We start from the raw sequence: 24,721 nt of genomic DNA, 5'->3' as shown, positions 1-24,721 counted from the left end.
GAAATCTTAAATTGAAGTTTTACATGACGAAAATAAAACGCATAAAAGGCGCTAACAAGATGCGATCAAAAAATGATAGACCATTCGATTTGCCGAAAGTAGCAAAATGTGGGGCATCTCCGTGCAAATCTGCTTCACTGTTTTTTTGAAGATATAAGAGGTATAAACTTCGGAGATCTCGCATCCTTATATCGCAAGAAAAATTACCGCTAAACGCGGTCTGTCTTCTATGAGAGTACGTCGATAGACGTTTTTCTTATCGATGTCTACCGAACGAAATATAACTGAATTTGCATTATTCACGCTTAATCGCGATTGATACGGGGAAAGAGGGATTTTTTTATGACGGATAAGGTAATTTTGGAAATGAATATAGAAGAACAGAAAGCACAGGAACTGGAGCGCATCGTAAAACAGACCGCTAAGGAATTGCAGCTTTCGCTGAAACAAATCCGGACGACCGTGGAACTGCTTGATGAAGGCAACACGATTCCGTTTATCGCACGTTACCGGAAGGAAATGACCGGGGAATTGGATGAAAACCAACTGCGCAGCATTGAAGAGCGGGTAACTTATTTGCGCAATCTGGAGGAACGGAAACGCGAAGTCATTCGAATTATCGATGAACAGGGCAAATTGACGGAAGAGCTCAAATCGTCGATCGAGAAGGCAGTCAAGCTGCAGGAAGTGGAGGATTTGTACCGTCCTTACCGGCAAAAGCGCAAAACCCGCGCCAGCGTGGCCAAAGAAAAGGGGCTCGAGCCGCTTGCAATTTGGATCATGGAGCAGCCGAAGCAAGGGGATCTTAAACAAGAAGCATCCAAATATGTCGATGCCGAAAAAGGCGTGGAAAGCCCGGAGGACGCCATTGCCGGAGCGATGGATATTTTGGCGGAAAATATGGCGGACGACGCTGCCATCCGTTCCTGGGTGCGCCGCTATACGATGGATCATGCCATGTTGACTTCAGAAGCCAAGGATGCGGATCAGGAATCGGTATATGAGAATTATTACAACTACCGGGAGCTTGCCAAAAAAATGCCGCCTCACCGGATTTTGGCCATCAATCGGGGAGAACGCGAAAACGTGCTGAAGGTAAGCCTTGAGGTAGCGGCAGATCCGATCCATAACTTTATGGCTCGCCAGATCGTCAAAGGGACATCCATCGTGCGGGATGTGCTTACGGCCGTGATTGAAGATGCCTATAAACGGCTGATCGCGCCTTCGATCGAACGGGAAATCCGTGCGGAGCTGACGGAAAAAGGGGAAAACCAGGCGATTTCCATCTTTTCCGGCAATTTGCGGAGTCTGCTGCTGCAGCCGCCTGTAAAGGGCAGATGCGTATTGGGTGTGGACCCTGCCTACCGAACCGGCTGCAAGCTGGCTGTAGTGGACGATACGGGCAAACTGTTGGAGGTGGCTGTTACCTATCCAACCCCTCCGAACAACAAGCGGAAAGAGGCCGCAGAGAAGTTCCACGAGCTGATTACGAAGTACGGCATCCAATTGATCGTCATTGGCAACGGCACGGCTTCACGGGAAACCGAACAGTTCGTGGCCGAAGTGATCGGCGAGATGGACGGGGTGGAACTGGCTTATTTGATCGTCAATGAAGCGGGCGCGAGCGTATATTCGGCATCCAAGCTGGCGCAAGAGGAATTCCCGGATCTTGACGTTGCGGAACGGAGCGCGGTTTCCATTGCCCGCCGGGTACAGGACCCGCTCGCGGAGCTGGTGAAGATTGAGCCGAAGGCGATTGGCGTCGGCCAATACCAGCATGACGTTTCGCAAAAGCATCTGGACGAAAGCCTCAAGGCCGTCGTGGAATCAGCCGTTAACCATGTCGGGGTGGACGTGAACACGGCTTCGCCGTCGCTTTTGTCTTATGTGGCTGGCATCAATGCAACCCTTGCCAAAAACATCGTGAAATACCGCGATTCGAACGGAAAATTCAACAACCGCAAGGAACTCCAAAATGTGCCGCGTCTTGGCGCGAAAACCTATGAACAATGTATCGGCTTCATGCGGATTACGGAAGGGGACAACCCGTTGGACCGCACGCCGATTCACCCGGAATCCTACCCTGTTGTCGACCGGCTATTCAAGGAGCTTGCCATCGGTATGGACAAACTTGGAACGCAGGAACTGTCGGATCTGCTTGGGCAGCAGCATGTAGGTGAGCTTGCAGAGGCGCTGGAGGTTGGCGTGCCGACATTGCGCGATATTTTGGAGAGCTTGCAGCGTCCGGGACGCGACCCGCGCGAGGAGCTTCCACTGCCTATTTTCCGGACGGACGTGCTTAAAATCGAGGATTTGCTGCCGGGCATGGAACTGCAAGGAACGGTACGGAACGTTATCGACTTCGGCGCGTTTGTGGATATCGGCATTAAAAGCGACGGTCTGGTGCATATCTCGCAGCTTAGCGAAGGTTACGTAAAGCATCCGATGGACGTTGTATCCGTGGGGGATAACGTGACGGTATGGGTGTTGAACGTTGATTTGAAAAAAGGCCGTGTCGGACTCACCATGCGTAAGCCGAAAGACCAGCAGTAAAAAAACAAAAAAATAAGCCCCTTTCAAAAAAATCGGACTGATGGGGGCTTATTTAATCATATTCTTTTTAGGAAAGTGTTATTCTTTGCCGGATTGCTCCGAATCCCTTGAAACATGCGTGGAGAGCTTCTTTTTAGCCCGGAAGCGCCGCACCTTCATCAGATTTCCGCACATTTTATCATCGCAGTACCGTTTGGAACGGTTGCGCGTATCATCATAATATACCCATAGGCAGTCCGGATTGTCGCATATGCGGATTCTGGACGTCTCGCCTTTCTCCAGCACAGACGCAAATGAGGCTGCAATTTCAGCCATGCTTTGCGTCCAATTGGCGTTTGCCGGAATGTAAGCGAGACTGATGGTTTGATCGGTGATGCACGTCAGCTTGCGGTATACAGGTGCTTTGTCCATCCAGCCGTTAAGCATCCCGATATGCTGTTCCGTTATGGCTTCTCCGGCGGCAATATGGCGGATCATATCGAACAGGAAGGCACGGAGTCGCTTTAGCTCGCGTAATTCCTTTTTGTCCGGGAGATCGGCGGCGGAAATGCCGTCCTGCCGCATAAACTGGCGAAGCCATTTCTCTTGTTCTAACCGATCCTCGGAGCGTCCGCTCCCCCGCCAATCATGCCAATGGCTGTTCACAAAATCATCCCAAAGCATTGAGGTCATCCTTTCTATAAGAGCATTGTAGCAACCCCGAATGGCTTTTGCTACCTTTTGCTGCTGCCAACAGGATGGGAGAGAATTTTTTAAAGAAAAGTGCAGATTGTACGGAATGATGGGGTATGTTATTGTCTTTGTAACTACCTTTATCTATTATGGTGGTTACATTGAATGGAGGCGATTGGGATGAGTATCCGGAATATGCTGCTGCAAAATTGGGATTTTTGTATGGAAGAAGAGGGGTGGTACCCTCCGCTGCAACCTGCGCTTAAAGACGTATCGTTGGAGCAGGTGTTGTGGAAACCTGCAGAAGGTGCGGCCAACAGCATTTGGGAAAATGTCCAGCATCTTCTCTACTATAAGGAGCGTTTACTTGCACGCTTGCGGGGGACTTCGGATTCATTCAACCTAAGCAATGATGAGACCTTCAGGTTTCCAGTAGCCAGCAGCGAGGACTGGGAATACGCCAAGAACGAGCTTTTTGAAGCGCATGCGGCATTACGGAGCGAGCTTGAGCGTTTGCCAGAAGATGAGCTTGAGGCCAATTCCCAGCACTTTCTGTGCTTAATAACGCATGATTCCTACCATACTGGACAAATTGTTTTTTTACGCAAACTCCAGGGCTCCTGGCCGGCGACAAGAAGCTTTGAATAAAGGGAGCTATTTTCAGGCGCAAAAAGAAGCCGGACAATTCGCGTCCGGCTTGGTTTTTCTTGGTTAGGTTATGGATGAAAAGCTTCGGAATGATCCGAATCTTCGCTAGCTGAATTCCGGTAAAAAAACCAGCAATCATTCAGCAGCTTGATCTGGCGTCTGTCCTTCTTGCGAAAGGCGCGTTTCAGTTGATTGCAGAGCCATTGCGGCAAGGGTATCTCCTCCTCTTGCTAAACCGTCTGTATGGATAGCATATGGAGAAAAAGCCCAAAGCGTGCAGGTCTACATGACTTCTTCTTCGTACCACTGCTCCAGCTGCGCCTGCAGGGCGCGGATTTCCGTGAGCAGGGAGATCAGCGGGTAATTGGATTCTTTGAGGGAAGCAAATGCCTGTTCCAATTCGTTAATGTAATCAAGGCCGCTTATGGTCGCGGCGTTTTCCTGCAGCAACTCGAGACGGTCGCATTCGGCCACGGCGAGCGGAAGCTCCGGCGTACCTTCGGCGGTAAGCTTCCCGACCTCTTTATTCAGCCTCAAGTTCAGCGCGCTGAGCTGATAAGCGTAATCGGCAGGCATCTCCACATATTGGAGCTTGTCTCCCCGCTGTAAAATGACGTAACGCATGTTTGGCATGAAAGATTCTCCCTTTCGTACTTGCAGCTTGTTTGTCGATGCTTAATCACTCTTTACTTGACAGTGTAGCTTAGGCGGAAGTTAAAATTCAAGTAACATTCCCGAATGGTTCAAACAAGGCGGGAGAAGGAAAACCGGAAAGGGAGTAAGCGAGGAGTTATGCCGATCATGAGCAATGAAGAATTGCAGGCCTGGGTCGAAAAAGTGTCGCTGGACAGCTTTGGCGTTCCGTTCCGGCATCAGGCGACCTTTAACAAGAGATTAACTTCAACAGGAGGCCGTTATTTTACCCAAAGCCATAATATTGAAATTAATCCTCATCAATTGGAGCAAAACGGCAGGGAAGAAGTGGAGAAAATCATCAAGCATGAGCTTTGCCACTACCACCTGCATTTGGCGGGAAGAGGATACAAGCATCGTGACCGGGATTTTAAACTGCTTCTTCGCCAAGTAGGAGGGAGCCGGTTTTGCAGTTCGCTGCCAGACCGCGGCGGCAGAAGAGAGCTGCCGTATCGTTATGTGCTTATATGCCAAGAATGCGGAATGAAATATATGCGTAAACGGAAGGTGGATACCAGACGTTTCAGGTGCGGAAAATGCAGGGGGAAACTTCGGCAGCAGACGCTTGACTCTCCCAAGAAATCATGATAAATTAATGAGTGTTATCACATTGTAAACGTTCCCTGATAGCTCAGTTGGTAGAGCACTCGACTGTTAATCGAGTTGTCACAGGTTCGAGTCCTGTTCGGGGAGCCATTTCTTGGAGAGATACCCAAGTGGCTATAAGGGGACCCTCTGCTAAGGGGTTAGACTGCGTAAGCGGTGCGAGGGTTCGAATCCCTCTCTCTCCGTTTAAGAAATACATCGAATAGAAGCTCCCGCGCGAATGCGTTGGGAGCTTCTTGCTGTAAAGGGATGGGAACCCTCGGAAGAGGGGGCGTCGGAGGATAAGCTTCGGTAGGAACGGCGTCGCAGTCCCGAACGAAGTGAGGGTATCCCTCTCTCTCCGTTGAAATACACCGTTAAGAAGCTCCCGCGCGAATGCGTTGGGAGCTTTTTGCTGTAAAGGGATGAGAACCCTCGGAAGAGGGGGCGTCGGAGGATAAGCTTCGGTAGGAACGCGTCGCATTCCCGAACGAAGTGAGGGTATCCCTCTCTCTCCGACCTCTATTGGTTCTTTTCGTCTTGGTATTCCGCTTCAAAGCCTTCAATGGCTCTTTTGCGTTTTTCGTTTTTATGTTTAAGATTATGCAGTTCTTCTCCGTTGATTTCGTCTGCATGCTCATCCAGATAATCATTGGTTGCTTGGATGTTATCGCGGGTGTTATCGATTGCGTTTTGGATTTTCTCCGCGTTATCGGCACGGTTATCAGGTTTAGCCATCGTTAATGATCTCCTTTTGATGTGTATTGTGGCAAGGGACCTAAAGTTCAATCCCTTATGCGAAACGCCAATCATAAGATACCCACGTTGCGGTGCAACTTATGCATAATTAATGGGCAAACGCCATCTGAAATGCTTGAATAAAAAATTTTGTAATAGGACTTGTCATGTTCAAAAAAATCTGATAAGATAATTTTTGTTGTCACGCTTTGTTGATGTGGCCCGTTGGTCAAGGGGTTAAGACACCTCCCTTTCACGGAGGTAACAGGGGTTCGAATCCCCTACGGGTCATACTTTCACACCAAGCATCAACAGGGGATGAGAACCCGAAAGGGTTCGTCGGAGCATAAGCTTCGATAGCGATACGTCGCAGTCTCGAACGAAGTGAGAGTACCCCCGAAACGGGTCATACTTTCACACCAAGCTTCAACAGGGGATGAGAACCCAAAAGGGTTCGTCGGAGCATAAGCTTCGATAGCGATACGTCGCAGTCTCGAACGAAGTGAGAGTACCCCCGAAACGGGTCATACTTTCACACCAAGCATCAACAGGGGATGAGAACCCGAAAGGGTTCGTCGGAGCATAAGCTTTGATAGCGATACGTCGTAGTCTCGGTTTTTCTTTTTAAATATGCGGTAGTGGTGGAATGGCAGACACGCTATCTTGAGGGGGTAGTGGGCGTACGCCCGTGGAGGTTCGAGTCCTCTCTACCGCATAACACAAAGCACTCGCTTATTGCGGGTGCTTTTTCCTTTTGCATTGATTTTTACAGTAAACAACCTGATTCAATATGTGGATCAGGTTGTTTTTTTAATCTCTAACGAAACGCGACATCGCTATTTGCAACAAAAAAGGCTTTTTGAAATTTTAACGAAACAGGGTATCGCTATTAAGCTGAATAAGTACCTGCAAGCCTGATTTTATCCTAAATAACGATCTGTAGTTTCGTTAGAGGCACCTAGGCGAACGTGGCACCTTCTTACGGGGCAGCTTTTTGTCAAAAAGTTTCCCCCAGGTTCAATTTTCTAAAATGGATCTTCTGTAGAGAAGTGGCCCTCTTGCCTGTTCCTTATCTCTTTCTTACTTTAAAAGCTTGCATTACCACAATAAAACTACCGCTTCTTTACGGCCCGGGCTACTTAGAAAGTACGTCGATAACCCCTTTTCTTATATCTAGAGGGGGGATTTATGCTATGATACCTATATGATAATGATAACCATTCTCAATAAAGGCGGTACATTTTATTTATGATACATTCAAGCAATCATCATACAGATTTTCATGTTCTGACCGCGAGGTTATGGAACGTGGAGTATTTTCATGAAATCGGTTTGCGTCTGGAACAGCAGTTGGCCGTACAACATGCGCTAATCATCCTTCTGAAGGGCGAAATCGATCTGGAATTGGAAGACCGGGTTATCCGGATCAGCGAGGGTGGCGCGCAAGTATGTCTTCGCGGCAGAACATTCGGGATAAAAGGATATGGTTCTGAACCGGTGGCTGCTGCCGTGTTTTATTTCAGCTTCTATCAAGCGGATCCATCCCGAAAGGATATGCTTATTGAAATAGAAGATACCGGAACGTGGACGCTGGGGGAAAGTATCGGGAAAGGAATGCCTGTGGAAAAATTACAAATATTTTGCCGCAAGACGTACAAGCATTTTCATCATGGCAGAGTGTTTAGCCAGTGGCGGGCCCAGATGGATTTTCAGGAATTGCTGTTTGAGCTGATGGAAGAGGGAGGCCGGGCGCTTAAGTATGATCGGGTTCAAGTGCTTGAACATGTCAAAACATACATCGACGAACATTACAACGAGGAAATGACGATCGATCAATTGGCGGAGGTGGCTGAATTCAGTCCCGGCTATTTTGCCGATTTATTCAAAAAAACGTATGGCTGCAGCGTCATGGATTATGTGACCGAGGTGCGGATGAACAAGGCGAAACAGATGATGCTCGGTTCAGGCGCTTTGTTGAAAGAGGTAGCGCATCTGATCGGATATAAAGACGAATTCTACTTCAGCCGTAAATTCAAGCAGAAATTTGGCCTGTCCCCCTCGGCTTACGTCAAGGAACGGAGAAACAAGCTTGCCTTATACGGCGCCACATCGCTGCTTGGTTATTTAACACCACTCCAGATCATTCCTTACGCCGCTCCGCTTCATCCAAAGTGGTCCGCCGAGCTGTATCATGCACTTGGACCGGAAATTCCCGTCCATCTGGATGCATACCGGCAAAATTACTACAAAGAGGCCAATTTGAACAAGCTTGAGGAGGCGCAGCCGGAGCGGATTATTTGTACAAGCGAATTGGAGGTCTGGGAAAAAAAGAGGCTGAAGCAAATCGCCCCTCTATATGAGCTGTCCCTGAAAACGGAAGATTGGAGGGGAGAGCTGGAGCGGCTCGCGGAAATGCTGGACAGAACGGCGGAAGCTGAACAATGGTTGGGGTGTTTTGAGCGGAAAATGAAACGGCTACACCGTCTGATCGCCCAGGATGTGAATAGTCCGACATTAGCGGTGGTACGTGTTTTTCACAATCAATTGGCCTTACATAACGGCATGGCCGTACAAGAGGTGTTGTATGAAATCCTGGGCTGCCAAATGCCGGCGCTCCCGGAAGGAGAAGAAGAATCACCGTTATCCGTTGACAGACTCAAAAGTCTGAAAACGGATCATATGCTGATGTTGGTGAGACAGGATTCGGAAACGCTGGCCTATTGGAGAAAACTTTCTTCTTCAGTGGAATGGTTATCCCTTCCGGCTGTAAAAGCAGGCAGAGTGTACCAAATTTCCTCCTATCCATGGCGGGAACACTCTCCAGCAGCCATGGAGCAAATGGCAGAGTCGGCTGCGGCGCTGTTAACCGGGAAAAATCCATGCGAAATCAGGGAATTGTCCATGGCGGATTCGCTGATCCCCCTTTATCATCAATAATGATAATCATTATCAATTAAATGGATCGTCGAAGGGAGAAGTTAGAAAGAAATGAAAAGAATGAAGCTTTTATTGGGGGTATTTTTGGTATTCGCCGTGATCTTGGCGGCTTGCGGTAAAGAGAATCAAACGCCGGAGTCTTCGGCAGCCCAAAATTCAAGTCAAACCGCTGCAGTGCAGCCTGCTGAAACAGCGGAAAAACCTGCAGCTTTATCGGATACAAGAGTCATTAAATACCTGGATGAGGAATACACGCTTCCGTCCCATATCGAACGTATCGTGATCACCGGTGCCGTTGAAGCGATGGAGGATTCGATCGTGCTGGATGTGAAACCGGTCGGAGCGATTTCGTTCTCCGGCAAATTTCCGCCGCTGTTTGAATCCATCACCAAGGATGCCAAATCCGTCGGGGAAAAAATGGAGCCGAACTTCGAGACGATTTTGTCGCTGAAGCCGGATGTGATCCTGACTTCGACCAAGTTCAAACCCGAAGTGTTCGAAAAATTGCAAAAAATTGCCCCAACCATCAAGTATTCCCACGTATCCACCAATTGGGAGGCCAACCTGAAGCTGCTAGGAGAGCTTAGCGGCAAACAGGAACAGGCTGAACAGGAGATTGCGAAGTATAAGGCAGACCTGGAGGCGGCCAAATCCAAAATGGGAGACAGCCTGAAAGATAAAAAAATCGTAGCGGTGCGGATCCGCGGCGGAGAGCTGTACATATACCCTGAAAAGGTTTTTTTCAATCCGGTCCTGTATCAGGATCTGGGATTCGCCGCACCCGCCGAAGTCAAGGCAGCCAAAGCCCAGGAACTGATGTCAAAAGAGAAATTCGCCGAATTGAATCCGGATTATCTATTTATCCAATTCTCGCCGGACGAAAACAAAGATGCGCCAAAAGCGCTTGAGGATTTCCAAAATGATCCGATCATCAAAAATTTGAAGGCGTTCAAAGACGGCAAAGCGTTTGTGAACGTCGTGGATCCTTTGGCGCAAGGCGGCACGGCGTACAGTAAAATCGAATTCCTGAAAGCGGCGGTAGAGCATCTTGCGAAATAAAAATGAACCAGTTTAAGAAATAAAGGCGTGTTGATGATGAGATTAAAACGTACGCTGCCGGTGACCATTCTCGCGATGGCTCCGGCAGCCATTGTATTATTGATCCTTGCATCCATTCTATACGGCGCGAAGAATATCACGGCCGGGGAAGTATGGAACTCCATTACGGCTTTTAACCCGGACAACGTAGACCACCAGATTATTATGAGTTCCCGGCTTCCGCGTGCGGTCGGAGCGATGATGATTGGGGCTTTCCTTGCGGTTTCGGGCGCTTTGATGCAGGGCATGACCCGGAATTATCTTGCTTCGCCATCGATCATGGGGGTGTCGGACGGTTCCGTGTTCGCGGTCACGCTGTGCATGATATTTTTACCGAATGCCAATCCGAATTTGTATATTGTCAGCTCGCTGATCGGTTCGGCGCTAGGAGCGGCGATCGTTTTTGGGCTGGCTTGGTGCATTCCTCAAGGACTGAGCCCTGTCAGACTGGCAATTCTGGGTTCTATCGTCGGGACTTTTCTGAGCGGGGTCGCGCATGCGTTGTCCACCTATTTTCAGGTGTCGCAAAATATCAGCTTCTGGTATAACGCCAGACTGCATCAGATGAATCCTGAGCTCATCCGGCTCAGCATTCCGTTTGCGATTGTCGGTTTAACGCTGGCGGTTGTAATCTCGAAATCCATCTCGGCGCTGTCGCTGGGGGAGGAGATCGCCACAGGACTGGGCATCCGCACCTGGCTGACCAGAGCTTTGGCCATTCTCGCGGTCGTGCTGCTGACCGGTGTCTCGGTGGCGCTCGCAGGCAAAATCGCTTTCGTGGGCTTGATTATTCCCCACATCGCGCGTTTTTTCACAGGTTCCGATTACCGATGGGTGATCCCGGTGTCCGGCGTTTTGGGGGGCATTTTCCTGGCCATGTGCGATATTGTGGCTCGTTTTATCAATTACCCGTTTGAAACTCCCGTTGGTGTCGTTACGGCTTTGATTGGCGTACCGTTCTTCTTGTATCTGATCAAGACAAGAGGAGGTGCGGGGGCGTGAAGCATGCATCTCTCCGGCGGTTTTGGGTGGTTGCGGCTTTCGGGCTGCTGCTTGCCGCCACAGCCGCTTATCTCAGCCTGACGAACGGAACGTTTGATATGTCGGTCATGGACGTTATCCAAACGCTGCTTCGAATCCATCCTCAAGCGGAGCATGATTTAGTCGTGTTTGAATTCCGGCTACCGCGGATCGTTCTTGGAGCGCTTGTCGGGTTCTCCCTTGGCGTCGCAGGCGCAATCATTCAGGGCGTAACGAGAAACGGGCTCGCCGATCCGGGAATATTGGGGATTAATGCCGGAGCGGGTTTGGCGGTCGTACTCTTTATGTTTTTATTTCAAGGGGCCGTCACGGCAACGGGCTGGCTGGGCGTCATGCTGATGCCGATGTTTGGCGTGGCCGGAGGTTTGCTGGCGACAGCGGCCATTTATATGTTTGCAAGAGAGCAGGGGAAGCTTGATCCGCAGCGGCTTATTTTGGTGGGCATCGCCATTGCTTCCGGTTTTGGCGCTCTGACGATGTACATTTCCCTGAAAATGAATCCGAATGATTATGAAATGGCCGTCGTATGGCTTGCCGGTAGTTTGCATAACGCAAACTGGAAATTCGTTGCGACCATGCTGCCGTGGCTGCTGCTTTTGCCATTGATTTGCATTCGGTCCCATGTGCTCGATTTATTTCAATTGAGCGAGGAAAGCCAAAAAAGCGTAGGGATGCCGGTGGAACGGGAAAAAAATATATTTTTGCTCTGCAGCATCGGGCTGGTCAGCGCAAGCGTTGCCGTATCCGGCAGCATTGCCTTTATCGGTTTGATTGCGCCCCATTTGGCGAGACAGCTTGTCGGCTTGCGGCATATCCGCATTATTCCGGTTAGCGGCCTGGTAGGCATGATTATGGTGCTTACAGGCGACTTTATTGGCAAAACCGTATTTGCGCCGGCTGAGTTGTCCGTAGGTATCGTTGTATCCATCATCGGTGTGCCTTATTTTGTGTATCTGCTCATCCGTTCGCGGGGGTAGGAGGATTTACAGGAGGAAAATATGAATCGTTATCAGCAGCTTAATGTCGGCAACTGGGAGCTGGTTTTGCATTTGCCGCCATCTTATGATCATTCCGACCGCCGCTTTCCGGTGGCGTATGTGCAGGACGGCGGGAAACTTTTTACCGGCTGCATAAATTATTTGGAGCATTTGTATGCATCCGGCCAACTGGAAGAAGTCATGCTTGTGGGCATTGTCCCCCATGCACGCAATGACGAATACACGCCATGGCCTGCGGCAGCGCTTGTGGACAGCTATCCGCCTTTTGGCGGACAGGGCCGGGCATATGTCGATGAGGTTGCGGATGTGCTGAAACCCTATATCGACAGCCAATACCGTACGAAGAGGCAGGCGGAAGAGACGGCGATCATCGGCGGATCGTTTGGCGGGCTGATCTCTTTTTTTGCAGGCTGTTGGCGTCCCGATACGTTTGGCAGAACCGGCCTGCTGTCGGCATCATTTTGGTATGAAGGCGCTATGGACTTTATCCGCGAGCATGAAGGGTTCGGAAAACATCAGCGCGTCTATATGTCTGTTGGGGGAAAGGAGGGCATATACAAAAAATCACGGCAGCGGCATATGGCGGAGTATACAAGAGAAGTTCACCGGCTGTGGCTGGAAAAAGGGATGTGCGCAAGCCGCCTGAAGCTGGATGTGGAGCCGGAAGGCACACATGACGATTTGTTTATGATGAAGCAGTTCCCGGAGGCTTTGAAATGGCTTTTTGGCAAAAAAGGGAACACGTCGGGGCCTGACGTAACATATGCCGGAACGATGCATATTCCCGGTACGCGCACATGGAGCATGCTTTCCGGTTTGACCGGGCGGAAATACCGCATCTTCATCGCCGAGCCAATGGGACCTCCGCCTGAAACCGGCTATCCGGTGCTTTACACGCTTGATGCCAACGCCACCTTCGGGTCATTGACGGAAGCCGTCAGAATGCAATCCAGAGGGCCGCACGGCATTCCTTCATCCGTCATCGTCGGGATCGGGTATGATTCCAATGATCCGATCGTAACCAAAGAACGATTTTACGACTATACCGTCTATGCGGACGACAGCGAACTGCCGGCAAGACCTGATGGTTCAGGCTGGCCGCACACAGGGGGAGCCGAGGCGTTCCTCGACTTTATAGAATATGAATTGAAGCCGCTGGTAGAAAGGGAATATCCGATCGATCGTTCCAGACAATCTTTATTTGGACATTCGTTGGGAGGTTTCTTCGCTTTGTATACGCTGTTTATGCGGCCTGCGGCATTCCGGCGTTATTTTGCGGCCAGCCCGTCGATCTGGTGGAAAAACCATATACTGCTGCAGCTTTGGGAAAATCAGAAAGAAAACTTAGCGCTTCATCAGACGGATACCGAGTTGCATCTCAGCGTAGGCAGCCTGGAGAAGCCACATATGGTCAGCGATGCGCATAAGCTGCATCAAACTTTGACGGCAAGTGCATATGGCCCGAAATCGGTCTCGATACTTGAAGTTCCTAATGAAGGACATGTATCGCTGCTGCCTTCGTTGTTCAGCCCGATGCTCCGCCGCGTGAGCGATTAAAAAGGCGTGCCAAATATCCGATATATGAAGTATTATAGGCTCCGCCGAGGCCCTCCGTACATACCAGCAAAGTACAGCCACAGATGGGGCCGGAATTCAGTCGGATTATTCGGATAACAGTGGTTCAGCAGCAAATTCCACAGCATCGCATGAACAATCATAGGGTCAAAATAAAGAAGCGCTCTTTGCCAATGGCAGGGGCGCTTTAATATGTTTGCGGTTGTAACGCATGACGGCCTTGGTGGACTAACCTATTTGCAACAAGGTACCGTATGGATAAAGCAAATCGGAAAAGGTCGTAATGCGGTAAAATTGTTCATAGATCGTGCTCCTCCCTTATGCAAAAGATTACCAATTACTTTATGAAACCATTATATGGGGTGAGAACAACCGCAATCACTTGAAATTTCAAACGGACCGTTTTAAAAATGACCGCTTCTTGATAGACAAAAACCTGCAGCTATGCAGGGTTTCCGGCTGACAAAGCTCGATGAGGTTTGCTACGGAAAAGATGCACAATTGCAGGTTTCGAATGTTACCCACTGATGGTTTTGTCGGCAGGCGAGGTTCCTATGTTTCCTTTATCCTTGGAGCGGGTCAGCAGGTACAGTGCATAAACCACGATAAAAATGCCAAGGAATAGGGAAGAGTAACGATACATAGCGCCATAACTGCTGAAGGAGGCGATTTGGCCGAGAATCAATGCCCCGACTGCGATGCCGAAATCCAGCGAGTTGAAATACATGCTGTTCGCCAACCCTTGCCGCTGCGGAGGAACAAGTTGAATCATCCAGGACTGCAGCGTCGGCTGTGCCGTTCCGAAACCTAGACCATAAAAGAACGCGGCCAGGGCCAGAAATGCGGTCGAGGTGGAGAATGACAGAAGCCATAAACCGCCGATCAGGCATGCCGCCGCCGGAATCAGCAGCGCTTTATGTCCTTTTCGATCGTAAATTTTACCGGAAACCGGCCGGATGATGACAACAGCAACTGCATTAAACAAGAAAAACAGCGAGGCGTTCGTAAGGCCCGATTCTTTGCCGAACAGATTAATGAAGCCAAGCAGGCCGCCGTAAGTCACGGACATCAGAAAATTAAGCAGGCTCGGCAGAAGCAGCGCTTTGGGAAATCCTTTTTTCTGCGGAACGGCTGAAAATTCTTTGGGAACGGAAGCCGCCCCGGGAGACTTCACCTTTTTCGCAAGCGGATAAACGAGCGGAAAAATAAGGGCGATAACAATCAGCGTAGCATATACCAGTGAAGAGAAACCGCCATGATCCAGCAGAAGGCTGCCGATAACGGGGCCGAGCGACAAGGCGATGCTTGTAGAGAGGCCGAAATAACCCATGCCTTCACCCAAGCGGCGGATCGGGATCACGCCGGATGCCATCGTAGGTAATGTGGTGCTGCCCATTCCGAAGCCGACGCCATACACAATCCGCATCAACAACAGCAGCGCAAGCGTTCCGCTCCACAGATAACCCAAGGTGGCAAGGAACGACAGAATCAGGCCAAGAAACAGGATGGTGTTGCGCTGGCCTTTTTCCAGCGCTTTGGCTGAGAAGAGACGGGATATGATGGCTGATAAAGCAAAAACGGTCGTGAACAGGCTGACGGTCAATGCATCCGCATGAAAATGTTCTTTTACATAACCGGGAAGCGGAGACAAAATCATCTGCAAATTCAAAAACAGCAGCAGATTGCAAACCGTCAGCATGATGAATTCACGCGTCCAAAGTTTGTCTTCGATGTCTTTGTTGTTTTTCATGGTTGTTTACCTCTGATCTATGAAAATTCGATCGATATTTGCGCTAATGCGCAGGATAATCTGATCCAAGACCCGCAGTTCTTCATCCGAAATGCCGGAGATCAACTCATCGTTCATGGCAAGCTCAATCGGTACGGTTTCGCTCATGAGCTGCTCTACTTCAGGCGTGGCGTAAATCAGATAGGCTCTGCGGTCGCCCGGATCGGCCTTGCGCTGGATGTATCCTTTCTTATCAAGCACGTCGAGAATCCGCGTGATGGAAGGTTGATCCTTCCCGGATCTGAGCGCGAGCTCTTTTTGGTTAATCCCTTCCTGCAGGTGCACTTGATAAAGAACCGACCACTGTTCGGGTGTAATGCCGTATGGTTTAAGTCTCCCGGCAAAAAGGGAGGACATTTTGCGCGACATATTGCCAAAACGGAATCCGATGGACTGGTAAGTGGATGTGGACCTTTTCAGAAAAAACACTCCTTATAAATAATTGTCTAAACAATTATATTCATATAAAGAAAAATCGTCAAACATCTTTCCCAAAAGAAGAAATGCAGGCGAGTCGATGGAAGCAGGATATGGAATACGAATTTATGCTTATGTATGCAGCGAATAGACGCAGGGCGCTTTTCCTGTGCAGATCAAGAACAAGATGAACCGTCCAGCACGGAGGAATATTTAGGATACAGCCGCCTGATGCAGTCGGGGCAGATGTCATGGGTGAATTCTGCATGTGTATGTTTTTCAAGGAAGCTCTCAACAGAATTCCAGATGTCATGCTCATCGCGGATCCTTTTGCATACCGCACAGATGGGAAGAAGACCGCGCAGCGTGCGGATTTGCGTCAGAGCTTCCATGAGATCATGCTCAAGCGCCTTGCTTTTCGTTATGTCAGTGAGACAAACAACCATTCCTTTTACGGTTCGGCCGTCATCTTCATATATCGTGGATGCATCGAGCAGAAACCATTCCAGTTTGCGCTGCAGCAAACACTGAATTTCCATACGAATAAACGGCACCGTGCCGTTAAGCACGGAATCGAGTTCATCCGGAGGTTGTCCGTCGGCTTCAGATATGGCGCTGTAAACTTGCATAAAACGAACCCCGTTCCACGCAAATGTTTCGGGTACGCCTGCTTCAATCGAGTGCTTGATCCAAGCGCGGTTAACGGAAATGATGCGGCCTTGGGAGTTGACAACCGCGACAGCCTGTTGTAACGAATCGATAATTTCAATAAAAGTGATGCCTGAATTAACCAAATAAGGTCGCTCCCTCTAATTGAAATATATTTCCTTATGTAAGAGCTATGGATGATCGCTTCAGTCTGACGGGGAGTAAAAAGAATAATTGATGAGCAGTTCTTGAGGAGTACATGGCAAAAAGACTGGGATTAATGGTACAATTACCAGTATGCTATAATGACTATGCATAAAGAATATTATATACGTTTTTACGTAACTTTGCAAGACAAAAATTACTTAATTACGTCGTCAGATGAAAATTTGGAAGGCGGTTTTCTATGCAATCCATCTATGAACGAATTGAATCGCTGATTAAAATGCGCAAAATGACAAAAAAATCTTTCTGTGAGCAGCTTGGGATCAGCACAGGAAATCTGGGTGACTGGAAAAGAGGAAAATCAACGCCGAGCACCAATAAGCTCATAGAGATTGCTTCCTTTTTCGATGTCAGCCTGGACTGGCTTATTTTGGGCAAGGAGCGGGGATCTTTTCATCTAAAAGAGAACGCGGGTACATATGTGTGGGATGAGCTTGAGGAAAACATTACGTTGTCCGAGAAGGAAAAAGAGTTTATCAAAGAATACATCAATTTTACCCGTTACAGAAAACAACAGTCCAGCGAAGAATAACTTCTTCACAGTGACGCGCAAGGTTAGTCTACAAGTTTCTGACATGCGGCATAACGGGCTGAAAAAACGATCTTGGATGCGGGGTACATGATCCAAAAGAGGCGGGCGAAGGCCCGCCTATGTCTTCACAGTACGAAGATTTGGCCGCGCATTTTAAATAAAACTATTTACATTTTGGGGCGAGTAGTATATAATAAAAGAGTTGCTGAAAAAGATGTTGATATGCGGTAGTGGTGGAATGGCAGACACGCTATCTTGAGGGGGTAGTGGGCGTACGCCCGTGGAGGTTCGAGTCCTCTCTACCGCATTTATAGCCAGTCAAAAATCCCTGTTTTTACAGGGATTTTTGTTGTATTTGGCTCCGATAGGATCCGAATATGCGAAAGAGGCCGCCAAAAGGGCGGTTTGGTTCTGAATGCGGCTAACGAAACTGGTAAGCGTTATTGCCGTAAAAACGGTGCCGATTTAATTTTAACGAAACTACAGATCGTTATTTGAATGAAATACGGCCGAATGAACTACTTTTGAGCAGAATAACGTTCCCTGGTTTCGTAAGAAGTTTTAGAAGCCCATTTTTGCCCGAATAGCGATTGCGTGTTTCGTTAGCCAGTCCAACCGCAGACATCGTCGGGTGATCAAAGCAGTCGTTCCGAAGGGCTGCATTCCGTCCGGCCTGAAACATAAAGCAAAACGTCTATCGAAGTACCCTCTAAGAAGCGAGGGCCGCGTTTAGCGGATGTTTTTCCTGTCAGTTACAGAATACATAAGCTCCGCCGAACACTTATATAATCGATGAACATAAAAATAGCTGCCGAGATGTTCTCGACAGCCTGCAGAGGCCGCCAGGCCTCTTTTTTGCTACTACATGTTTTATTCCGCAGATGCATTTCAGTCTCCAAGCAGTTTAATGACATCCTCTTCCAGTTTATCCGGCGTTGTTTGCGGGGAGTAGCGTTTCACCACATGTCCCTCTTTGTCGACCAAAAACTTGGTGAAATTCCATTTGATCGCTTTGGATCCCAGAACTCCCGGGGCCTGTTCGGTAAGGTACTTGAAGAGCGGATGAGCATCTTCGCCGTTGACGTCGGTTTTCTCGAACATCGGGAAACTGACGCCGTAATTGACCTGGCAAAACTCCGCAATTTCCTCGTTATTCCCTGGTTCCTGATGCGCAAACTGATTGCTTGGGAAACCGAGAATTTCAAAATTTCGTTTATGATATTTTTCATACAAATCTTGAAGCCCGCGGTATTGCGGCGTAAATCCGCATTTGCTCGCCGTGTTCACGATCAGCAGTACCTTCCCCTCATAAACGGACAAGGGTACGGCCTTTCCCTGAAGCGTGTGGGCTTGGTAATCGTATACTGACATGTTTTTGCCCTCCTTCCATCTTATTTGATATGTAAAACCTGATCATTGCAGCGCTTTTGTTATATGCAACTTCATTTTACTTAATGAGTCATCCCGTTTCAATTCGGCGTCAATGGAAATGGTATCTTGTATCAGGGAATTTCCGGGGGATTGCGGGTGGTAAAAGCTGTTTTTTAACAGAATGCATGTTTTTGCGCATCATATCGGCGGTTTACCGGAAATTCCAGATTCCCTTGCGGACAGGAGGATGAAAAATGACAGCCTGATTTACGAAAACAGGTGAAATAAAGAGGTTGGACGACTTTAGAGGAGATAAAAACCCTTGTAAGCGATAACTCAATTCAAAATGCCGCATTTTTAAGCGATAGGTGATTTCGCGTCACCTTTACACGTTTTGCGCGCGGGTGTATGATTCAAATCGTATTCAAAACATATTCTAAACGTTTCCATTTTTAATCGCTGAGTTTCTGCCCGCAGGTGGCGGAAATCGGGGGAACCAATCGCGTGTATTCCTGTTGTCCGGTGTGAGAGTCGGAAGCAGGCGGTACCGCAGGGGTGAATCCCGCGGAACGGATGCCATGGATCCGAAACGCGGGTAGAGCGACTCTCACCGCTCGAATCCGTCAGCTAACCTCGTAAGCGTCGTATGAGAGAGGAATGATGAAACTTGTGATCGATGTGTATCGACCGCAGGGGACCTATTAACCTCTGTGGTTTTTTGTTGCCAAAATGGTTTGAAAATGAAAGGAAATGCAAAAATTTCGGAAAATTAACGATTGATTTGAATGTCTTTAACGCTTAATTCCGGCTGCGGGCCGGAAGCGGGGGACCCAAATTAGCGCCGCATTGGCGGTGCCCGGGGTGAATCCTCCCGTCCCGAAAAGGGACGATGGGGGGATGGGCGACTCTCACGCCCTAATCCGTCAGCTAACCTCGCAAGCGTATAGGGAGAGGCAGCATTTGTCGTGGGCAGTGTTTTCATGGCTTTCTTTCGCCATGGGTAACAGGCCGCGGGAAAGGACCTCTTTCCTGCGGCTTTTTTGTTGTGAAGCAGACTCGGCAAAAGGCTGTAAAGCAGGTCTTACGGATTTTTTAATAGACTGGACATCTTGCCGGAAAGGGGGCGAAAGCCGTGGAAGAGGAACTCATCGTTGTTACGGCGCCTAATGAAGCCGGGCGCAAATTTATTAAGCTTCTGATTTATCTCAAACGGCCTTTCGCCGTGCTAACCAATAATTTGAAGGAAGAGCGGGCGCTCAAGAAGCTGGGCGTTTCGCAAATCATCCGGATTCATACGAACCATACAGATGAATGGGCCGTGCCGGAGCAGAAAGTCGGCCGGATCTTCATCTTCGAGAATAGTCTCAATTTAACTTGCCGGTATTTGCAAATATGCCGTCCCTGGACTTCACGTCCGATCTATGTGATTACGCGTACAGGGAATTCTCCGGGAATATACCGGGGGCTTGGGGCCAACCACATCATTCATTCGTTAAACGGCGAAGTTGGATTTTTGCTGAAGTAAATGCGTTTTATGACCGAGAGGAGAGAAATCAAAGCCATGATGGACTTTCTGATGATCGTGACACTTGCGGGAGTGTTCGGCGTTTTTCTGCTGTTCCTGATGTGGTGCGGCCATATCGTGGATGGGGGAGGGGAAGAACGATGATCGTAGTGTCGGTTTTGGCGCTGCTCGTATTCATCTATTTGGTATATGCCCTGATCCATCCGGAACGGTTTTAGTACAGGGGGAACCGGGGGTCCCCGCAAAGTAATCGGAACAAGCCTCGAAGGTCACGCGACACTTTGTGGAGTTATATTTCCGGGGTCCCCGCAAAGTAATCGGAATAAGCCTCGAAGGTCACGCGACACTTTGTGGGGTTATTTTATGAGGAGGAAGCGAAAGTGGATATTTTGCAGATTTGCATTGTCATCGCGGTGCTGCTCCTGCTGGTCAAGCCGGTAGGAAGCTATATATATCATGTGTTTTCCAATGAGGCCAATCGTACGGACAAGATTTTCGGACCGATGGAAAACATTTTATTTAAAATCATCGGGCTAAAAAACCGCTCAAGCATGAGCTGGAAAAAATACGCTCTTAGCATGCTGGCGACGAACATCATATTGGTGGCCCTCAGTTATCTTGTTCTACGATTGATGGGCGGGCTGCCGGTGAACCCGAGCAACGTCGGAAACATGGATGCCAGCTTGTCATTTAATACGGTCATCAGCTTTATGACCAACACGAACCTGCAGCATTACAGCGGCGAAAGCGGCATGTCGTATCTCGGCCAGATGATCGTCATCACGATGATGATGTTTACCTCGGCGGCTTCGGGCCTTGTGGTTGCCATTGCTTTCATCCGCGGGATTACGCGCAGAGGGGGCGGGCTGGGGAACTTCTTTGAGGACTTCGTTAAAGCCCATACCCGCATCTATTTGCCGCTGGCGCTCATCGTCACATTGGTGCTGGTCGGCTTGCAGGTTCCGCAAACGCTGGAGCCTACTGTGACGGTCAACACGATTGGCGGCACAGTGCAGCATATCGCCATGGGGCCGGTCGCCTCCCTGGAGTCGATCAAGCATTTGGGAACAAACGGCGGCGGTTTTTTCGGGGCGAACTCCTCGCATCCGTTTGAGAACCCGCGTCCGTTGACGAACGTGATCGAGATTTTGAGCATGTGGACGATTTCGGCCGCGCTGCCGTATACGTTCGGACGGTTTGCCAAAAACCGGAAGCAAGGCTGGATTATTTTCTCGGCCATGATGTTCTTATTTTTAGCTTTCCTGTGCCTGACTTATGTTTCGGAAAAAAGCGGCAACCCGCTGATCAATCAGCTGGGCATCGACAGTTCGCAGGGCAGCATGGAAGGCAAAGAGGTCCGCTTCGGCGTAGCGCAGTCCGCGCTGTTTACGACGGTTACCACGGCGGCGACCACCGGATCGGTCAACAATATGCATGACACGCTGACGCCGCTTGGCGGGCTTGCTCCTCTGGCGGAAATGATGCTGAACGTTGTCTTTGGAGGCAAGGGCGTAGGTCTGGTCAACATGCTGATGTACGCCATACTGGGCGTGTTCATCTGCGGGCTGATGGTCGGACGGACGCCGGAATTTCTGGGCCGGAAAATCGAAAGCCGGGAAATGAAGCTGATCGCCATTGCGATTCTCATGCATCCGCTGATTATTTTGGCGCCGACGGCCATTTCGTTTATGACGCATTTGGGGACCGACGCTTTGTCCAATCCGGGATATCACGGGCTAAGCCAGTCTTTGTATGAGTTTACTTCTTCCGCTGCGAACAACGGCTCCGGTTTTGAAGGCTTGGGCGACAACACGATGTTCTGGAACGTTAGCACAGGGCTTGTCATGCTTCTGGGACGGTATGTTTCAATTATCGCGCTTTTGGCGGTGGCGGGCTCTCTGTCGCGGAAAAAGACGGTTCCCGAAACCATCGGCACCTTCCATACCGACACGAAGTTGTTCGCGGGCATTTTGGTCGGTACGGTGCTTCTGATCGGAGCATTAACCTTCCTGCCTGTGCTTGTACTCGGACCAGTGGCGGAATTTCTGAAAATATCGGGAATATAGCAGACCTGAAAATGGCGCTTCCCCAGAAAATGAAATAATGGTCGACAGGGTAAATGAACTTAGGGACTGTCCGCGTCGATTGACGTTTGGAGTCCGGATATTTTCGATAGGGGATGGGTGTTAGTGCGTGTTCAAAAAGGCTGGTTTTCAGCACCGAGAAGGTTGGATGAAGCTAGGGACGAAAGGAGTGGAGCGTACGTAGTGGGTACGTGAGCACCTGAAATGTTTCCGAAGGAAACATACTTCGTAAGCATTCGCTTAGGCCCGGCTGAATTCAAGATTCGATGTCGATCCAGCTTCCTGATCCACTTTGTGTTAGATATAGAATTTATAAGTTATCTAGCTACGCTGATGAAATTCTATATCGCAAGAAAACCTACCTTTGCATCGCGGCCCTTTCATCCTTGGACTGACCTCGATTGGTTTTCTTATCAAAAGCGGACTTTTTGAACAACCTCTCTTAGTTTCCTTAAATAAACGAGGTGGAAATAGTCATGAACGGAAAACGCAAAAGCATGCTCACAGGCGATATCATCAAGCATGCGATGAAAGATAGCATTCTGAAACTGAATCCGGTTGTAATGATGAAAAATCCGGTGATGTTCGTCGTGGAAATCGGCACGTTTGTCGTGCTGCTGATGGTTTTGTTTCCGGCCTACTTCAACACCGGCGAACGTATAGGCTTTAATTTGGCTGTGTTCCTGATCCTGCTGTTCACGGTACTGTTTGCCAACTTCGCCGAAGCGCTGGCTGAAGGCCGGGGCAAGGCACAGGCGGACTCCTTGAAAAAGAGCAAGCGGGAAACCACCGCCAATAAATGCGTCGGATCGGATATTAAAGTGGTCAGTTCCACGGAGCTTCGCAAAGGCGATATTGTCATCGTCTCGCAAGGCGAGATGATCCCTGGAGACGGCGAAGTCATTGAAGGGCTCGCATCGGTCGACGAATCGGCGATTACGGGGGAATCGGCCCCAGTGATCAAGGAAGCCGGCGGCGACTTCAGCTCCGTTACCGGAGGAACGCGCGTCGTCAGCGACCGGATCAAGGTGAAGATCACCAGCGATCCGGGGGAATCGTTTATCGATCGGATGATTTCACTCGTTGAAGGCGCGTCGCGCCAGAAAACGCCGAATGAAATTGCGCTTAATACGCTGCTGACCACCTTGACGCTGATCTTTTTGATCGTGGTCGTAACGCTAGCGCCGATCGGCAAATATTTGGGGGTACCGCTCGATATCCCGGTTTTGATTTCCTTGCTGGTGTGCTTGATCCCGACGACCATCGGCGGCCTGCTGTCCGCGATCGGGATTGCGGGGATGGACCGCGTCACCCAGTTCAACGTGCTGGCGATGTCCGGCAAGGCCGTCGAAGCCTCAGGCGATATCAATACGATGATTCTGGATAAAACCGGGACGATTACCTTCGGCAACCGGATGGCCAGCGAGTTCATTCCTGTAGGCGGCGCTTCCTTGCCGGAAACGGCTTATTGGGCGGCGGTCAGCTCGCTTAAGGATGAAACGCCGGAAGGGCGGTCCGTACTGGAACTGATGAAAAAGCAGGCGCTTGAGTATGATGAGGCCATCGCCGCAGGCGGCGAATTTATCGAGTTTCAAGCCGGCACCCGGATGAGCGGCATCGATTTGCAGGATGGACGGCATGTCCGCAAAGGGGCCGTCGATGCGGTCCGGCAGTGGGTGCTGTCGCAAGGCGGCAGCATTCCATCGGATCTTGCGGCCAAATCCGACGCCATCGCATCCGCAGGGGGGACGCCGCTTGCGGTAGCGGTTGACAGCGGCATCTACGGCCTGATTCATCTGAAAGATACGGTTAAACCGGGGATGAAGGAACGTTTTGAACAGCTGCGGCAGATGGGCATCAAAACGATCATGTGTACCGGCGATAATCCGCTAACGGCAGCGACGATCGCCCGGGAAGCGGGCGTTGACGAATTCATCGCCGAAAGCAAGCCCGAGGATAAAATCGCCGTCATCCGCCGCGAGCAGGCGGAAGGCAAGCTGGTGGCGATGACGGGCGACGGTACGAACGACGCTCCGGCTTTGGCCCAGGCGGATGTAGGGATCGCCATGAACAGCGGCACCGTTGCCGCCAAGGAGGCGGCGAACATGGTCGATCTGGACTCCGACCCGTCCAAGATCATTGAAGTCGTGGCGATCGGCAAACAGCTGCTGATGACGCGCGGCGCACTTACGACGTTTAGCATTGCGAACGACGTCGCCAAATATTTCGCGATTATTCCTGCGATGTTCATGGCGGCCATTCCTGAGATGAAAGTCTTGAACATCATGGGACTGGGATCGCCGCTGTCGGCTATTTTGAGCGCACTCATTTTTAACGCGGTCATCATTCCGCTCTTGATTCCGCTGGCGATGAGGGGCGTCAAATACAGACCGATGAGCTCGCCCTTGCTGCTGAGCCGCAACTTGATGATTTTCGGGCTCGGCGGGGTGATCGCTCCGTTTGCCGGCATCAAGCTGATCGATCTGATCGTGCATTTATGGATTTAATTTTATGGATTTAATCATTGGATTTTAAGGATAGAGAAAGCGGGAAGATTTTTATTAAGCCCGCCAAGCTTATGAAAAAGGATGA

General features: G+C 49.7%; 21 protein-coding genes, 5 tRNA genes and 2 riboswitches. Of the genes, 18 read left to right on the top strand and 8 right to left on the bottom strand.

Going from position 1 to position 24,721, the window contains the following annotated elements:
• Positions 1-342: 342 nt before the first annotated feature.
• Positions 343-2,553 (top strand): Tex family protein, encoded by a 2,211-nt coding sequence (locus tag L6442_RS27195; protein WP_212978913.1) that lies wholly within the window; start codon positions 343-345, stop codon positions 2,551-2,553.
• Between the two features lie 78 nt (positions 2,554-2,631).
• Here the strand turns inward: L6442_RS27195 and L6442_RS27190 are convergent, their stop codons facing one another.
• The gene (locus tag L6442_RS27190; RefSeq protein WP_212978914.1) at positions 2,632-3,216 is read right to left on the bottom strand and encodes a CGNR zinc finger domain-containing protein; all 585 of its coding nucleotides are present in this window, start codon (positions 3,214-3,216) and stop codon (positions 2,632-2,634) included.
• A 189-nt stretch (positions 3,217-3,405) separates the two neighbouring features.
• Here L6442_RS27190 and L6442_RS27185 point away from each other — a divergent pair, with 189 nt between their 5' ends.
• Positions 3,406-3,873, top strand: coding sequence for a DinB family protein (locus L6442_RS27185; protein WP_212978915.1), 468 nt, complete (start codon positions 3,406-3,408; stop codon positions 3,871-3,873).
• Positions 3,874-3,941: 68 nt separating this feature from the next.
• Here the strand turns inward: L6442_RS27185 and cmpA are convergent, their stop codons facing one another.
• Together cmpA and L6442_RS27175 are read right to left on the bottom strand one after the other, a co-directional pair.
• Positions 3,942-4,085 carry a cortex morphogenetic protein CmpA gene (cmpA, locus tag L6442_RS27180; RefSeq protein ID WP_194234469.1) on the bottom strand — a complete coding sequence of 48 codons (144 nt, stop codon included), beginning with the start codon at positions 4,083-4,085 and terminating at the stop codon, positions 3,942-3,944.
• Between the two features lie 70 nt (positions 4,086-4,155).
• Positions 4,156-4,506, bottom strand: coding sequence for a hydrolase/acyltransferase (locus L6442_RS27175; protein ID WP_212978916.1), 351 nt, complete (start codon positions 4,504-4,506; stop codon positions 4,156-4,158).
• Between the two features lie 168 nt (positions 4,507-4,674).
• Here L6442_RS27175 and L6442_RS27170 point away from each other — a divergent pair, with 168 nt between their 5' ends.
• From L6442_RS27170 to L6442_RS27160, 3 genes are all read left to right on the top strand, one after another.
• Positions 4,675-5,154: a SprT family protein gene (locus tag L6442_RS27170; protein WP_212978917.1), complete on the top strand. Its 480-nt coding sequence runs from the start codon at positions 4,675-4,677 to the stop codon at positions 5,152-5,154.
• A gap of 32 nt (positions 5,155-5,186) precedes the next feature.
• Positions 5,187-5,262 (top strand) — tRNA-Asn (locus tag L6442_RS27165).
• Positions 5,263-5,268: 6 nt separating this feature from the next.
• Positions 5,269-5,357: transfer RNA gene (locus L6442_RS27160), tRNA-Ser, on the top strand.
• Between the two features lie 316 nt (positions 5,358-5,673).
• Here L6442_RS27160 and tlp read toward each other — a convergent pair.
• The gene (tlp, locus tag L6442_RS27155; protein WP_194234466.1) at positions 5,674-5,889 is read right to left on the bottom strand and encodes a small acid-soluble spore protein Tlp; all 216 of its coding nucleotides are present in this window, start codon (positions 5,887-5,889) and stop codon (positions 5,674-5,676) included.
• A gap of 219 nt (positions 5,890-6,108) precedes the next feature.
• Here tlp and L6442_RS27150 point away from each other — a divergent pair.
• The 7 genes from L6442_RS27150 to L6442_RS27120 all read left to right on the top strand — a co-directional run bounded on the left by L6442_RS27150 (position 6,109) and on the right by L6442_RS27120 (position 13,520).
• Positions 6,109-6,180, top strand: a tRNA-Glu gene (locus L6442_RS27150).
• Positions 6,181-6,521: 341 nt separating this feature from the next.
• A tRNA-Leu gene (locus tag L6442_RS27145) sits at positions 6,522-6,604 on the top strand.
• Between the two features lie 533 nt (positions 6,605-7,137).
• A complete protein-coding gene (locus L6442_RS27140; protein ID WP_212978918.1) occupies positions 7,138-8,826 on the top strand; it encodes an AraC family transcriptional regulator in 1,689 nt (562 codons plus the stop codon).
• A gap of 51 nt (positions 8,827-8,877) precedes the next feature.
• Positions 8,878-9,885: an ABC transporter substrate-binding protein gene (locus L6442_RS27135; protein WP_212978919.1), complete on the top strand. Its 1,008-nt coding sequence runs from the start codon at positions 8,878-8,880 to the stop codon at positions 9,883-9,885.
• Positions 9,886-9,921: 36 nt separating this feature from the next.
• Positions 9,922-10,926 carry a FecCD family ABC transporter permease gene (locus L6442_RS27130; protein WP_212978984.1) on the top strand — a complete coding sequence of 335 codons (1,005 nt, stop codon included), beginning with the start codon at positions 9,922-9,924 and terminating at the stop codon, positions 10,924-10,926.
• On the top strand, positions 10,923-11,942 hold the full coding sequence (locus tag L6442_RS27125; RefSeq protein ID WP_212978920.1) for a FecCD family ABC transporter permease: 1,020 nt from the start codon (positions 10,923-10,925) through the stop codon (positions 11,940-11,942). Before L6442_RS27130 ends, L6442_RS27125 begins: the two co-directional genes overlap by 4 nt.
• Positions 11,943-11,963: 21 nt before the next feature.
• Positions 11,964-13,520, top strand: a complete 1,557-nt coding sequence (locus L6442_RS27120) for an alpha/beta hydrolase (protein ID WP_212978921.1) — start codon at positions 11,964-11,966, stop codon at positions 13,518-13,520.
• Positions 13,521-14,055: 535 nt separating this feature from the next.
• Here L6442_RS27120 and L6442_RS27115 read toward each other — a convergent pair.
• The 3 genes from L6442_RS27115 to L6442_RS27105 form a co-directional block, all read right to left on the bottom strand.
• Positions 14,056-15,288, bottom strand: a complete 1,233-nt coding sequence (locus L6442_RS27115; protein WP_212978922.1) for an MFS transporter — start codon at positions 15,286-15,288, stop codon at positions 14,056-14,058.
• A gap of 6 nt (positions 15,289-15,294) precedes the next feature.
• Positions 15,295-15,696, bottom strand: a complete 402-nt coding sequence (locus tag L6442_RS27110; RefSeq protein ID WP_194234460.1) for a MarR family winged helix-turn-helix transcriptional regulator — start codon at positions 15,694-15,696, stop codon at positions 15,295-15,297.
• A gap of 224 nt (positions 15,697-15,920) precedes the next feature.
• Positions 15,921-16,538, bottom strand: coding sequence for a PAS domain-containing protein (locus L6442_RS27105; RefSeq protein ID WP_212978923.1), 618 nt, complete (start codon positions 16,536-16,538; stop codon positions 15,921-15,923).
• Between the two features lie 260 nt (positions 16,539-16,798).
• Between L6442_RS27105 and L6442_RS27100 the strand changes: the two genes are divergently transcribed.
• On the top strand, positions 16,799-17,149 hold the full coding sequence (locus L6442_RS27100) for a helix-turn-helix domain-containing protein (RefSeq protein ID WP_194234458.1): 351 nt from the start codon (positions 16,799-16,801) through the stop codon (positions 17,147-17,149).
• Between the two features lie 224 nt (positions 17,150-17,373).
• Positions 17,374-17,456 (top strand) — tRNA-Leu (locus tag L6442_RS27095).
• A 581-nt stretch (positions 17,457-18,037) separates the two neighbouring features.
• Here the strand turns inward: L6442_RS27095 and L6442_RS27090 are convergent.
• A complete protein-coding gene (locus L6442_RS27090) occupies positions 18,038-18,520 on the bottom strand; it encodes a glutathione peroxidase (RefSeq protein ID WP_212978924.1) in 483 nt (160 codons plus the stop codon).
• A 447-nt stretch (positions 18,521-18,967) separates the two neighbouring features.
• Positions 18,968-19,178: riboswitch (cyclic di-AMP (ydaO/yuaA leader) on the top strand.
• Between the two features lie 127 nt (positions 19,179-19,305).
• A riboswitch (cyclic di-AMP (ydaO/yuaA leader) is annotated at positions 19,306-19,478 on the top strand.
• 174 nt (positions 19,479-19,652) lie between these two features.
• Here L6442_RS27090 and L6442_RS27085 point away from each other — a divergent pair.
• The 4 genes from L6442_RS27085 to kdpB all read left to right on the top strand — a co-directional run bounded on the left by L6442_RS27085 (position 19,653) and on the right by kdpB (position 24,636).
• Positions 19,653-20,045: a hypothetical protein gene (locus tag L6442_RS27085; RefSeq protein ID WP_194234456.1), complete on the top strand. Its 393-nt coding sequence runs from the start codon at positions 19,653-19,655 to the stop codon at positions 20,043-20,045.
• 140 nt (positions 20,046-20,185) lie between these two features.
• On the top strand, positions 20,186-20,263 hold the full coding sequence (gene kdpF / locus L6442_RS33195; protein WP_373871818.1) for a K(+)-transporting ATPase subunit F: 78 nt from the start codon (positions 20,186-20,188) through the stop codon (positions 20,261-20,263).
• A gap of 162 nt (positions 20,264-20,425) precedes the next feature.
• The gene (kdpA, locus tag L6442_RS27080) at positions 20,426-22,111 is read left to right on the top strand and encodes a potassium-transporting ATPase subunit KdpA (protein WP_272880281.1); all 1,686 of its coding nucleotides are present in this window, start codon (positions 20,426-20,428) and stop codon (positions 22,109-22,111) included.
• Between the two features lie 494 nt (positions 22,112-22,605).
• Complete coding sequence (gene kdpB / locus L6442_RS27075; protein WP_212978925.1) at positions 22,606-24,636, top strand: potassium-transporting ATPase subunit KdpB; 2,031 nt, start codon at positions 22,606-22,608, stop codon at positions 24,634-24,636.
• Positions 24,637-24,721: the final 85 nt, after the last annotated feature.

The sequence above is a fragment of the Paenibacillus azoreducens genome (genome assembly GCF_021654775.1).
Classification (GTDB): Bacteria; Bacillota; Bacilli; order Paenibacillales; family Paenibacillaceae; genus Paenibacillus_AQ; species Paenibacillus_AQ azoreducens.
The sequence above is the reverse complement of the archived record's forward strand: the minus strand, read 5'-3'. Positions and strand labels throughout refer to the sequence as shown.

Bases quoted from the DNA above. Each gene is read 5' to 3' on its own strand.
- L6442_RS27195 (WP_212978913.1), top strand. From the start codon at position 343: ATGACGGATAAGGTAATTTTGGAAATGAATATAGAAGAACAGAAAGCA.
- L6442_RS27190 (WP_212978914.1), bottom strand. From the start codon at position 3,216: ATGCTTTGGGATGATTTTGTGAACAGCCATTGGCATGATTGGCGGGGG.
- L6442_RS27185 (WP_212978915.1), top strand. From the start codon at position 3,406: ATGAGTATCCGGAATATGCTGCTGCAAAATTGGGATTTTTGTATGGAA.
- L6442_RS27175 (WP_212978916.1), bottom strand. From the start codon at position 4,506: ATGCCAAACATGCGTTACGTCATTTTACAGCGGGGAGACAAGCTCCAA.
- L6442_RS27170 (WP_212978917.1), top strand. From the start codon at position 4,675: ATGAGCAATGAAGAATTGCAGGCCTGGGTCGAAAAAGTGTCGCTGGAC.
- tlp (WP_194234466.1), bottom strand. From the start codon at position 5,889: ATGGCTAAACCTGATAACCGTGCCGATAACGCGGAGAAAATCCAAAAC.
- L6442_RS27140 (WP_212978918.1), top strand. From the start codon at position 7,138: ATGATACATTCAAGCAATCATCATACAGATTTTCATGTTCTGACCGCG.
- L6442_RS27135 (WP_212978919.1), top strand. From the start codon at position 8,878: ATGAAAAGAATGAAGCTTTTATTGGGGGTATTTTTGGTATTCGCCGTG.
- L6442_RS27130 (WP_212978984.1), top strand. From the start codon at position 9,922: ATGAGATTAAAACGTACGCTGCCGGTGACCATTCTCGCGATGGCTCCG.
- L6442_RS27120 (WP_212978921.1), top strand. From the start codon at position 11,964: ATGAATCGTTATCAGCAGCTTAATGTCGGCAACTGGGAGCTGGTTTTG.
- L6442_RS27115 (WP_212978922.1), bottom strand. From the start codon at position 15,288: ATGAAAAACAACAAAGACATCGAAGACAAACTTTGGACGCGTGAATTC.
- L6442_RS27110 (WP_194234460.1), bottom strand. From the start codon at position 15,696: ATGTCGCGCAAAATGTCCTCCCTTTTTGCCGGGAGACTTAAACCATAC.
- L6442_RS27100 (WP_194234458.1), top strand. From the start codon at position 16,799: ATGCAATCCATCTATGAACGAATTGAATCGCTGATTAAAATGCGCAAA.
- L6442_RS27090 (WP_212978924.1), bottom strand. From the start codon at position 18,520: ATGTCAGTATACGATTACCAAGCCCACACGCTTCAGGGAAAGGCCGTA.
- kdpF (WP_373871818.1), top strand. From the start codon at position 20,186: ATGATCGTAGTGTCGGTTTTGGCGCTGCTCGTATTCATCTATTTGGTA.
- kdpB (WP_212978925.1), top strand. From the start codon at position 22,606: ATGAACGGAAAACGCAAAAGCATGCTCACAGGCGATATCATCAAGCAT.